The 11930-nt window shown below is 37.4% G+C and carries 10 protein-coding genes; 5 read left to right on the top strand and 5 right to left on the bottom strand.

Annotation, left to right across the window (positions count from 1 at the left end; all coding sequences use genetic code 11):
* Positions 1-118: 118 nt before the first annotated feature.
* The 4 genes from Q399_RS0110085 to Q399_RS22110 all read left to right on the top strand — a co-directional run bounded on the left by Q399_RS0110085 (position 119) and on the right by Q399_RS22110 (position 4001).
* Positions 119-538, top strand: a complete 420-nt coding sequence (locus Q399_RS0110085; protein WP_031568232.1) for a hypothetical protein — start codon at positions 119-121, stop codon at positions 536-538.
* Positions 539-633: 95 nt separating this feature from the next.
* Entirely contained in the window at positions 634-948 is a 315-nt protein-coding gene (locus tag Q399_RS22105) for a helix-turn-helix transcriptional regulator (RefSeq protein WP_157836271.1), read from the top strand.
* A gap of 1797 nt (positions 949-2745) precedes the next feature.
* The gene (locus Q399_RS0110090) at positions 2746-3801 is read left to right on the top strand and encodes a hypothetical protein (RefSeq protein ID WP_031568233.1); all 1056 of its coding nucleotides are present in this window, start codon (positions 2746-2748) and stop codon (positions 3799-3801) included.
* A 2-nt stretch (positions 3802-3803) separates the two neighbouring features.
* Positions 3804-4001: a hypothetical protein gene (locus Q399_RS22110; protein WP_157836272.1), complete on the top strand. Its 198-nt coding sequence runs from the start codon at positions 3804-3806 to the stop codon at positions 3999-4001.
* A 201-nt stretch (positions 4002-4202) separates the two neighbouring features.
* Here Q399_RS22110 and Q399_RS0110095 read toward each other — a convergent pair whose 3' ends face one another.
* The 5 genes from Q399_RS0110095 to Q399_RS21900 form a co-directional block, all read right to left on the bottom strand.
* Positions 4203-5132: a hypothetical protein gene (locus Q399_RS0110095; protein WP_031568234.1), complete on the bottom strand. Its 930-nt coding sequence runs from the start codon at positions 5130-5132 to the stop codon at positions 4203-4205.
* 2 nt (positions 5133-5134) lie between these two features.
* On the bottom strand, positions 5135-5578 hold the full coding sequence (locus Q399_RS21525) for a DUF6932 family protein (RefSeq protein WP_051685898.1): 444 nt from the start codon (positions 5576-5578) through the stop codon (positions 5135-5137).
* 244 nt (positions 5579-5822) lie between these two features.
* Positions 5823-8018, bottom strand: coding sequence for a PDDEXK family nuclease (locus tag Q399_RS0110105; protein ID WP_031568236.1), 2196 nt, complete (start codon positions 8016-8018; stop codon positions 5823-5825).
* Between the two features lie 117 nt (positions 8019-8135).
* Positions 8136-9335, bottom strand: a complete 1200-nt coding sequence (locus tag Q399_RS0110110) for a hypothetical protein (protein ID WP_031568238.1) — start codon at positions 9333-9335, stop codon at positions 8136-8138.
* Positions 9336-9770: 435 nt separating this feature from the next.
* The gene (locus Q399_RS21900) at positions 9771-10013 is read right to left on the bottom strand and encodes a type II toxin-antitoxin system Phd/YefM family antitoxin (RefSeq protein WP_084164252.1); all 243 of its coding nucleotides are present in this window, start codon (positions 10011-10013) and stop codon (positions 9771-9773) included.
* Positions 10014-10630: 617 nt separating this feature from the next.
* Here Q399_RS21900 and Q399_RS0110120 point away from each other — a divergent pair.
* Positions 10631-11896 (top strand): tyrosine-type recombinase/integrase, encoded by a 1266-nt coding sequence (locus tag Q399_RS0110120; protein ID WP_037046052.1) that lies wholly within the window; start codon positions 10631-10633, stop codon positions 11894-11896.
* Positions 11897-11930: the final 34 nt, after the last annotated feature.

Here is an 11930-nt window from a genome sequence, read left to right on the forward strand (position 1 = left end):
TAGCAGCGCTACTGAAAGCAAAACTGTAAATCCAACGATGCGACTGAGTGCAAAACAAATTCATTTTTGTTCTGCGCCAAGCACATGCTTTTACCTAAATAAACCATAAGGAATTTTTATGGATAATCTTAAGATTACCAACCCAACCATAAGCAGGAACAAAAAGTTCCGCTCTTTCTTTTCAACGATTGCGAGGTGGCAAACAACTAAAAAAACCGAAAACATCTACTGCGGTACATTCCAAGTGAATGGGCCATCCGAACCAATTGGACAATTCGAATTTGATTTTACAATGGCATCTAAAGAGCAAATTACACTTCTTGAGATGCGGATCTATAAGTACGATCAAGGCAATCACACTAAAATTGCCACATACAATTTTGTTACAAACTCAATTGAGATTCATAGACTCAAGACAACCAGTACGATCAACCGATACCTGAAGAATCTTAAAAAGTTGATCGATTGGTTCTGCGCTGAGTACGAATTCAATGCGCTCAGACGGACTGAATTCAGCTTATTTGCCACTAGTCACTAAACCCAAACCAAGCAACCTACAGCCTCAATATCCAGATATCCACCACATATCTGGCGGCAAACTTTTATCCAAAATTTAGTAGTAAGGTACTTAAAATGAAAAAAACCAACTCAAACTTCAAACTGTTCAGCTTGCATAAAACAGAAGAAATTGCATACCGACATGCAACTTCACAAGAACGCTTATCGGCGTTAAAAACTGCTAACTGCGAGGAAAGAGCAATCGATGAGGCAGAACGTTGCAAAATTACGAAGATATCAAGAGCAACTTGGAACCGATATGCTAGAGAGAATAAAGTACCGAAGCCCTTGTCAGGTAGTACTAAAAATCGATGGATGCTCTCGGAAATTCTAGCCTACATGTATCGTCTTTCAGACTCGTCCACTGATACTAACGGTAACACGAACTGAAAATTCATGATGAAACTTAAGTGATGTGATCAATCAATGGCAGATCACATCACGCCTAAAATGCTTAGCAAAATAACAAACAAAAAGTTTATCTGTATCTTTAAACGTTTTTTGGGTTGTTTTTCGGCTGAAAAACGCTGATTTCGCAATTTATATAAAGTTTAAACTTGTGATAAACGCAAATTGTAAAGATTTTCTTTCGATTTGATTTTTTGGACGTAAATTTTTCATGGAAGTGTTTTCTTTTTTTAAGCAACCTGGTCTGACCTGTTGATTGTCAGATTGATCACCTCGAGGTAAAATTCTAACTCGTTCACGCTTTGTGAATTCGTGCGACATGTCGTTGAAGAGTAAAAAGTTGCTTCAGCTTTAGGCTTTTTTCCGCAGTGTAAAAATGACACTAATAGGAAAATTGATCTATTTCCTCTCATCGCAACAACACACGTAATAATCTTCTCAATCAATTTTGTTGTTCATTACTTGCAAACTTCACAAAAAAATTGAGCAATTACCTTGGATTTCAATACATCTTAGCTTGAATAAAAATACACATATGCAAACCACATTCACATTAGATTATTCTAATTAAATTGAGTTCTACGAAGCTAATCTCGGTTTTCGGTCATATGTCCGAAGAGCTCAACTTGCAATTAAGACGATACAACTCATGAATGACGTTGAGTAAAATTAGATAAACCTTATCAACAATTTTTCGTTTTACTTTCCAAAGTACTTGTCGCAAACAGCACGGCTTATAATGCGTTTAACAACTCAAGGATAGTGAACTGCACTTCTGAAGTGAATAAATAAGACTAACTTGATGTTTAATTTTTTGTAAATTTAATTTCTTACTAGCTAATGAACATCGTCTATCAAAGTAGAAGTACAGGCCAAAAACTTTGACTGTCGGCTGCATTCAAACGGATACAAGAGGAATGGCAAGGACTCTTCTTGTAAGAATTCAAACTTATACCATTAGCAGATTTTTCTTCGTTCACTCTGCTTCAGAATAAACAGCAGGCTAGCTTTCGACGCAGAAGCTAAAATTCTGAGTCTGACATCGACGATGTTATTGTCGACCCTAAACTAAATTTGTGGTCGTAGTGAACACGGAATCGATAAATAATTCTTATCGATACGCTATATATTTGGCGACAAAGTTTTGAGAAATATTTTGCTAAACTCAGTTAAGGTCGAGTTGAATTTCATCTACCGCCTGTCGTAATCCAAATAACAATGGTCCCCATAAAGTACTGTTCAAACGCATACTAGGATGACCAAAGTTGATGATCGCTGTTTTACGACCAGAGTTGTTTAAACTGACAATAAAATACTGAACACCATTTTGGGTAAATTTGTACTGGTCATTTTCAGTCGCAAAGAGAATCTGAGTGAATGCAACCCAGTTGTCGTTAGAACCACAAGAGATGATAATGTCAGGTGCATAGATCGAAATTTGTTCCAGAATCAGCTGCCGGTATTAGATTATCACTTCAAAGAATTTTTCTTTGTTAACAACATCAGTGTATTTTAACTGACGCCAGCTCATCTTGTAAGATGATTAATCGATACAAGCACTCAATGATTTAGAGTAATTAAAGTTGGAGGCCAAAAATAAAAATGACAATTTTTAAGCCCTGTAGTACGATTAGCAAGCTAAAAAATGACCGAAACCTACCCGCATTGTCATAAAAATCATTATCTTGCAGAAATAGGCATTTTTGCAAAACTCATTTAGCTTTCGGAGCTTAACTAACTTACTTGACCGGAGCTTGTGTTGTATAAAGGATTTACAAATTGAGCAATAAGTATATAAATGATTCATTAAGAAAAGTTGTTTCTAGTTATAGTTTTAATCTATTTGCTGGTCTTTGTAGTATTATTGCTCTTGTGGGTTGGGCTCTACAGACATTTATCACTTGGAGCGGAATTTCTGGCGTTGTAGGCTGGTTAGCAACTACGGTTATAGTGTTAACATTTTTTATGACTCTTATGGTACTTGTAGTTTTTGCGAGAAAACATTATGTATTAGCTGACGAAAGGGAAGCAAACTCTAAGTTGTTAGAGCATCAAAATTTAAATTTGCAGAACTTTTACCATTTGCGTTCAGCTATTGATCGACTTCAAAAGCTAGAACAAGAAGTGTTATCAAAAATGAACGAATTCACTTCAATCGAAGCTCTAAATTCTTATATAGAGTTAAAAGAAAAAGATGGCGCCGCCATATTCAAAAAATTTGCAACAAAGGCGGTTAACAACTCATTCAAACTCGCCAAAATTTATTTCATTGCTAAAAAAATAAACGTTGGGAGTCTTCGACTAACAGTTAAAGCTATAATTTCTCAAAACAATCAAAACAGCGCTGACTGGTTAGTCAAAACAGTTGTTAGAGACTCTGAGACTTGGCAAAAGCTTGGTAATGATGATGAAAATTACACTATCGATAGTAAAGAACATAAAATTGGTGATAACACAGATTTTTTTTACATTGTAGACAAAAACAATCCGATGTTTGTATCAAATGATCTTAAAAAACTTTCTGCTAAGTACAAAAATAGCTCTAACAATTGGAGTGAAAACTATAACGCTACTTTCGTTGTTCCGATTGCGACACAGTATAAAGAGTCTTGGATGTATTTTGGATTTATTGCTTTAGATAGTTTAAACGAAGAAAATCTTGAACTATTTATAAAGTCTAAAGATAACGAACTTTATCAAATACTAAAATCTCTCTCAGAGGCAATTGCAATTTGGCATATGGTCTATAATGGATATATTCAGAACGTTTTAAAGGAATTTTCTTTGATTCAGCAAGCCAAAAATGAAACCACATGTACACAAGCTGGAGCATGACAATGAACGAGAATCAGTGGAGAAATCAAGCATTGCGTAGAAAAGTTGGTCATACTTCTGAACAAGTTTATTATGCATCGAATTCTGTAGGCACAGTATACTCTTCTCCAAATACTGTAAGATTATATTTAAGTTTATCCGACAAAGATGAAGCTCCCAAAAAAATGACTGGTATGAAGACTAAGATAGTAACCAAGTGATACTTATTCACTTACGTTATTTATGAATTTATTCATACTTTTATTAAAAATTGAATTCAACTTATGTTCTTTATCGATATTATTTTCGAAAGCAAACCCTAGTTATTTTTCATAAGTAAAATCAATTTTCAATTTTGAAAATAATTTATATTAGCATTCCCAATAATTGGTCACTCTATTTTAAAAAACTAAAAACACTTTTTATTCCGATAATATTCTACCCAGACTATATTTATTTTTTCGTTCTTCAGTTGAGGTATTAAAAACTATCACCTCTATACAGTCCAATTTCACTCTGTCTCCAAGACGAAGTTTTCTTACATCTGAAAAAAGCTTTTTTGAATATGATACTTTTATAATTTCACCATTATCTTGCTTAATATCTAATTTTCCAGAACAGCTAATAAGCTCAACAACACCAGCTACGATTGTGTTAATGGGTTCAGTAGAATTAAATCCATCTAGTAAATTTTCAAGAATTTGAATTTTATCCCGACGTCCTTTCCAAAAATGTTTTGTTTGATTTGGAGCTGTCCAGCTCAATTCCAACTCAATATTTTTTTTCCTTAAAACTTTTAAGAACTCGGCTAAATTATGGGTACTTCTTATTCCAAGAAAATGAACTTGATCGCTTAAACTTTTGTTTAAATCTGAATTCAATAATTCAAACAACCCGTTAAGACTGCTCTCCAAAAGGCTTTCGCCAAAAAGATCAGGAGAAGTGTCACCGGTAATAAATAAACGAGACGAGCCTTGACCAATATCAGCAAATCTTAAATTAAGTGGATAGGTTATCTCAGAAGGAATAACACCAGAAAAATCCTGACCAAGTTTTAATTTAGCAGAGGCTGCTGTAATTAAACCCGAGAAATACTTGGAAATATTTGCCAATAATTCGAGTGGAACTGTACCATTATCAACTTCATGACCAATCAAACGTAATTCAACGACTTCTTTCTTTCTTTGTTCTTTCGCGGTTTTCAATTGAAAAGATAAATCATTAATGTGAGATCTGAGAGAATTTATACTTAATTCAAGAGCGAAATTTGCTTCGTGTGATAATAATTGGCTTTTTTCATTTAAAAGTTTTTCGGCAGCAGCGATCTTAGTCTCCAAATTTAAAATACTCATAACTAAGCCCCAACCCTAATCCGTGCTATGCCTTTAGGATTTTCATTTCGATCAAATCCAAATAATCCACGCCAGTAACTTTTATCATGCAAGTCATCAATCACGAAATAAGCATCACATTCATATCTCAGCTTAGTCGCAATTTGATCTTCGAATAGCTCCTTAAGAATCAGCTGCTTTTCTATAGACAGTTGATTGACCTCACCTTCTTTGCAAACAACAACAAGATCAATATCACCAGGATGTTCTTTTCTTGTTGCAAATGACCCGTCTATCCAGACCTCCATATCAATTGCTACTTCTTTTAGCCGACTAATAAACGCTTCAAAACGACTTAATAACTTTTCTCTACGCTCAAAATTTTCAAAGGGGTCAACAAAAACACTTCTGAGTTCTGATACAGTCATGTTGTGCATCCCTGCCTCAAGTAACGCCGGATAGTCCATTTCTAGATCTCGCAAGTTTTATTCTGGCTTTTGACTAATAGTCATCACTGTCTAAATTTCGTTAAGTACTAAACACGATCCAATCTACTTAGGTAACGCTTCAAGTCAATTTGAGTAATACACAAGCATATACTGCCGTTTTATAGCCGTTGTTGCAACAATCGGAAAAATTGAACTTACGCAACTTATTCTTTCGTATAGAAAGATTAGAGATCACTCAGCTCCACATCAACCTATTTAGAACTTAGACTAGTTGGTTAGAACTCCAACTCTTAATATCTTTATACCTTTGGGCTAGATCACTCCACAGTAATTGCTTTTCAATGACTTCAACAAATCTATTTGCTGTGAAACCTTCCTTAAAAAACGATGTTGCATCAGCATTCGCATCGATATCGATATCGATTGGATTTAGTAGATGCAATTCGTCCCTAAGCACAACTTCAATTACCTCACGAGAAACCACCAAAAAATCATCAATGTACTCTCCATCGAATTCGACCGACGTATCGACTATCCATGAGCGGATGGTTGTTGGTGTACTTGATAGATCGAGCTGCTTTTGCAGTTCAACATTTGTTTGAAGTAGCTTTAGCAGCACCTGTTGTTTTCGCTTCAGCTGCCAACTCGCTTTTCGAAGTGTGTTATTGCGATGAAGCCATATTTCCGAGCGCTTACCTCGGACATAGGTAGTTTTCATTTCAATAATGAGAACAAGTCCATCTCTTGCGCAGATCAAGTCTACTTCCCCAACACATCCATCTGAAGAAGGTTCTGGCTCATAGCCAACAAGAACCGAAAATCCTTTTCCCCTTAGTAATTCCGCTAGATTGTTTTCCGCAGCAGACGTTTCACTTTTTAGTTCAGGTCTAAAACGATTGTAACGACGTAAGTTATTTACAAGCGCAGCGAAGTTATCTGTCTCACTGCAAAAAAATGGTAGCTGCACCAGATAATCACCAAAACGTATAATCGGTTTCTCATGCAGACGAGGTTTGGTTGTTGCTTGATTTGTATTTTGAGCGGAGAAATCCTTTGCGTTACAACTCCAAAACTCTAAAGCCGACTTTGCAGTTAATGGATTGCCGTTGGGATATTCTGGCGTTTTAAACCAATCTGACATTCGAATCATTTTTTCAGTTGTTCCTGCCCATGTGATTGGACACCTGTTCTCGTTAGTTAAAACTCCATCAACCATCACCTTTGCTAATGCGGCATGAACAGTACTGCCATTCTGAATTGAATGTAGTAATGGTTTTACAAATTGATCCGTGAAAAAACCCGAGCATAGCTCGATCAATCGTGAGCACTGTTCAGCATTTAATTCGTCTGTCGATGTTAATTCTCTTTCCGGAGATATACCGAATAAAGTCTCAATTTGGAGCATAGAGCGACAAGTTTTCGTTAAGGCAGTCCATACAGCATCTTGTTGATCTTCTTTAACAGCTAATATCGAGTTAGTGCTTGAGGTAATCAGTGAATCAAGGCCACGATGAAACCAATAATTCCACAAAATTCTTGATTTTTGTCCGGTCCTTTCCCAAATAACATCGGAAAAATTACATGAAACAGTATCCTGACTATTTGAAAAGTCGACAGGAACAACAGTGGCGACACAAAAGGAATCGATTTTAGCTTGGTGGTTTAAAAGACTCTGTGCAGATGCAACAAGTTGAATCACCGAAGAAAAAGTTTTATGCGACTGTTGTATTCTCTGCTGAATACTTCGCGATGGAATTAATAATGGAACAAAGTGATAACTAAAATCTTGATGGATAGATTGCTCATTTAAGGTTAACTCTGCCAATTTACTTTGCGAGTATTTGTTAGCTAGAATCAGATCGATTAGCCCACTAAAATCTCTACTCTCACCTTCCAAGACACTTTCAAAGTAAAGCTCCCAACAAACCATACTTACGTAAAAAGTGAAGGCAAATGGTGACAAATACTTCAAACGCGTTTCTGCGGCCTTAAGCTGTTTTAGCTCATGAATTTCTTTTGCAACTAGTCCATCACAATATTTGAAAAACTCTGTCCATTCGTTATCTGTAAAAGTGGTTTTAAAAAACAAATACAACTCACTATCGCTGACTCTAAAGAGCTGTGAATTGCGTATGGCGGCACGAAGTAAAATCGGTGACTGATTTTGCAATACTATTTTGAACTGAATGCAAAGTGATATATCAGTGCGAAAAATTTGGCTGAGTGCAAAGCGAACAACTGGTGTATCTGGCAACGATTCTGATCTATTCCAAATATCTGTTTGCGTAAGACCAACAATACGATCGTGAATGCTCGTAGTCGCAGGTACACCGTTTAAAAATACATGAAGTGTAGACTCAAGCGCTTGAGGAAATGGGTCTGTTTGGCGCTCGAAGTATTCCTGATAAAATGTTTGACATCGTTGAGCACCATCCATAAATGGCTTTTTAATATTCATTATCTATTTTCCCTGTGCCGAACGATGTTTCAAATATCATACCAGCGATGTTCATATCTTGTAGGGAAATAATCTTGTAGGTAAACCGCTTAAGCAGGCGAATTGACGAACAACCGATTAAGATTCCTCATTAATCATCGGAGTCATGATTATCCATTTTTCAAACTCTTCTATGATCTTTTCATAGTGATTCTGATAGTTGGCAAATTCATTGACTATAAAATGCGGGTCGATACCTGAAGATAGAGCAGTCTTGACCGTTTTCGTGTACATGTTTACGACCAGAACTTGTAGTGCAACTTCTAAAGGAGGAGAAGTCATTTGATTCACTTGTGTTTGTGGTATGAAGGCCCAAGCAAACATTTTCCAAAAATCACTGATGTTGATATTTAAAGTACCATTTTGCCAACGCTGTACTCGTTTTTTTAACTTGGCATGATCAAGAAGTGTTAATTTGGCCTCTGAACTGCTTTTGGGCAAACATCTTTGCTCCTCAAAATAGGATAAATACCTGAAAAACTCTTCCTCACTTTTCTTAGTTTGGTATTTCTTTATTAAACTAGTCTTCAGAGAACTTATAAGTTGCTTTGCTGGTAAGGTTAGAGAACATGTATTATCTATGGTTGGCAGGTAATTGTGGAATACCGACGTTTGGACATTTCTATTATCGAGAGCACTGCCGAAAAGCAACTCACTTAACGAAGCAAATTGCGTCAGTACTGCAATTTGAATTGCGAATTCTAATTGCGTTTGAGTGCTGAATCTTTCATAAGAAACATCCAATGCATCCTTAAAAATTTTGGCAATTTCAGAAGCCTGTGTTTCTCCGTTTTTAATTGTTTTTACTCTAGCAACTGATTCGACCTCTTTGGCCAAAATGCTTTTATAAAAATCTAAAACTTGCAAAAATCTGGGATCTTGAGCAATACCAGTTAAAGGACTACTCAAGCCATTTACAAAATCTAGCATTGTAGCGGACGCACATATAAGATCGTTTCCTTGAGAAAAATCCTGAAAGTTAGGAAATTGCCATGTTCGAAAGGCGCACATTTCAGTGAATAGATCACTAACATCCCCAAGTTCAGCTGAACCTAAACGTATTTTTCGGATGATCTGATCATCTGAATTAACCAACCTTCGGTCGCTCGCACGATCTACATTTTCAATTTTTTTGGCAAGTAGCAGTATGAACTCAGATAGTGTGGAGTTTATTCCAATTGCAGTTAGGAGCTTTCTAGGCAGTTTATAAAAACGAAATCCAAGGTCTAAAGCAGCAGGATGGATTTCATTCATTTGTCCCAGATTTGGTTCATCCATTTTGTTATTTTTCTCCTGCTTTATAAATGAACTTAACAAGGAGTAATCAATGTCAAGAACATCAAACGACGACCGTAGCGATAGCATGAACCCTAACAACGATGCCTATTGGGATAGCTTGGATAACCATGCTAACCAGCTGAATCCGAACAACGATGAATATCGCGGAAAGGACGAAGACGAATAGTTACCATGAATACAACGTATTGGCTTGCCAATACGTTGTTCGTTTTCCTAAGAGCATTTTGTCGAGATGATGTGAGATATCACTCTAAAAGCAATTCAATGAGGTGAGCTCTGCCGATTATTAAATTACTGAATATACAAAAAGAGGGAAAAAACAGCCACAAATTCAAATGCTCACTTTGATTTTTATCATACACCTTAATAGCCTGTAAGGCTCGCAAGAACAGACTCTGCACTCTGTAATTTTATCTAATTTATACCTAACGATATCTTTGCTTCGTCCAAGGATAATGTGTGTCCTTCACAAACATCAATCAGCCCCTGCACTACCGCCTTTAGAAGGCTTAACTCCTCTGCAGTTCGCTCAAAATCGTCAAGACCTTGCACAACTGCGATACCACGACCATGACTAGTAACCAAAGTAGGACGGTGTGAGTCCTGTGCTCGGCCAACCACCTTTCCGGGATTGATTTTAAGGTCTGATAACGGAATAACGCCTTAGAAAATGTCGCAGTGCATAAAATTTACTCAACCATCCTGATTAGTTCACTTGAAGCATCTGCTCACTGGCGATGACCATTCGCATGCCACTAAATCCGTTCTATTCTGTTGCTTTAGGTGAAATAGTAGCTCAGATGCTTGTAGGAGGTCACTGAATACAAAGCAGATGCGCAGAGGAAGAGTTAGGACATTTGCAACTGCTGAAGACTAGCTTTTGACCACCTGTGCAGCTATGATAGCTGGAGTAGTAGAGACCTTCACTCTTGTCTAAACCGCCCCACTAAAAGCCAATCAAACTGATTCATTCAGCATCACAAAAATGGTTACCAGTATGGTTACCAGTTGAGAACCTTTTTTGACTCATATCTATACATATCAATGATTTACAGTTTAGAATCAATAAACAGATCCAGAATATTGAATAGCGTTAATCTAGATTTATCTAGAATAAATACCAATAAATTACAAACACTTAGACGCATTTCTACAACTAACTATACCTAGTTAAATTAAGTTGGCTTAAATCTAAGGTATGACACAAAGTTTGACACGTGTGTCATACCCCCTATACTCATTCACGAGATGTCATACTTTTGAGTACTACCTGAATGAGTAAATCCTTACCAACTACAGACGCTCAAATCAAATCACTTGTCACCGCTGGTAATCCAAGTCTGCATAAAGTCGAACGTAACTTATACCTCCGTGTAACCAAACCTGGTACGGGTTTTTGGGTGTTTCAATACACCCTTGCAGGAAAGCCACATCGCATGACGCTGGGCCGATACGGTCGCAGACCAGAGGGGATGCCGTTAATTGATGCTCGCGAGGCATTGATTAAGTCAAGGGCACAATTTCGAGAAGGGATAGATCCACTATCGGAAAAAAGGCGCACGCGCGCAGCCATATCACAGACTGTAGATGACGTCGCAGAGTTATGGCTCAAAGAGGTCAAAAAGAGTATTACTAATCACCACATACCCGAACGAATTTATCGCAAAGAGATCAGTCCCCTAATTGGAAAAATGTCTATTGCCCGTGTAACAGGGTTAGATATCAACAATGTACTGAACACAGTTAAAGACAGCGGTAGGCCATGTACAGCGAACGACACACTCACGCATCTAAAACAGCTATTTCATTCTGCAAATAAGCTGGGGCTCATTTCTGTAAACCCTGCTCTATCATTCAAGATTAGTGATGCTGGTGGGGCGGAAAAATCACGTGAAAGAGCTTTGTCAAAAGAAGAAATCGCGGCTTTCTTCAGTGTCGCAAGGAAATACCGAATTAATTTCACCAGAGAAAATTACTTAGCTGTCGCTTTACTATTAGTCTTACTTGTTCGAAAAACAGAGCTAACCTCCGCACCCTGGAGAGAGTTCGATCTGGATGCTGGGGTATGGCACTTACCCGCAGAGCGTGCAAAAACTAAAGTAGCAATTGCAATTCCTTTACCACATCAAGCAATCGAGTGGCTGAAAGAACTTAAAATAAGAGCCTCAGGCTCTGACTACGTCTTCCCTTCCCGTCGAAAAAGTAGCAGGCCATATATTTCTGACGATACTTTAAATACTGCGCTCGCCAATTTGTTTGGAATATCAACACGCAAGACAGGCAGCACAACAGGCGATGTATTAACACCCGCAGGCATCGAGCATTTTGTTGTGCATGACCTACGACGAACTGGGCGTACTTTGATGTCATATTTGAAAATCTACCCACACGTCGCAGAAAAATGCCTAAACCACAACCGCGGCGGAAAGCAGAAAATTTATGACCGTTGGGAGTATTTCGAAGAGCGGAAAGAGGCTCACCAAAAGCTTGCAGATCTGATTGCTCTGTATGTTGATATTACATCAGCAGATACAGCATGAAAATGTCACCCGAATCTACCGTCATCATACCCGG

This window comes from Rheinheimera texasensis DSM 17496 (genome assembly GCF_000711985.1).
GTDB classification, from domain to species: domain Bacteria; phylum Pseudomonadota; class Gammaproteobacteria; order Enterobacterales; family Alteromonadaceae; genus Pararheinheimera; species Pararheinheimera texasensis.

What these genes read in the sequence shown, in the direction of transcription:
- Q399_RS22110 (WP_157836272.1), top strand. Translation starts at nt 3,804, where the DNA reads ATGAACGAGAATCAGTGGAGAAATCAAGCATTGCGTAGAAAAGTTGGT.
- Q399_RS0110095 (WP_031568234.1), bottom strand. Translation starts at nt 5,132, where the DNA reads ATGAGTATTTTAAATTTGGAGACTAAGATCGCTGCTGCCGAAAAACTT.
- Q399_RS0110085 (WP_031568232.1), top strand. Translation starts at nt 119, where the DNA reads ATGGATAATCTTAAGATTACCAACCCAACCATAAGCAGGAACAAAAAG.
- Q399_RS21525 (WP_051685898.1), bottom strand. Translation starts at nt 5,578, where the DNA reads ATGGACTATCCGGCGTTACTTGAGGCAGGGATGCACAACATGACTGTA.
- Q399_RS0110120 (WP_037046052.1), top strand. Translation starts at nt 10,631, where the DNA reads ATGAGTAAATCCTTACCAACTACAGACGCTCAAATCAAATCACTTGTC.
- Q399_RS0110105 (WP_031568236.1), bottom strand. Translation starts at nt 8,018, where the DNA reads ATGAATATTAAAAAGCCATTTATGGATGGTGCTCAACGATGTCAAACA.
- Q399_RS0110110 (WP_031568238.1), bottom strand. Translation starts at nt 9,335, where the DNA reads ATGGATGAACCAAATCTGGGACAAATGAATGAAATCCATCCTGCTGCT.
- Q399_RS22105 (WP_157836271.1), top strand. Translation starts at nt 634, where the DNA reads ATGAAAAAAACCAACTCAAACTTCAAACTGTTCAGCTTGCATAAAACA.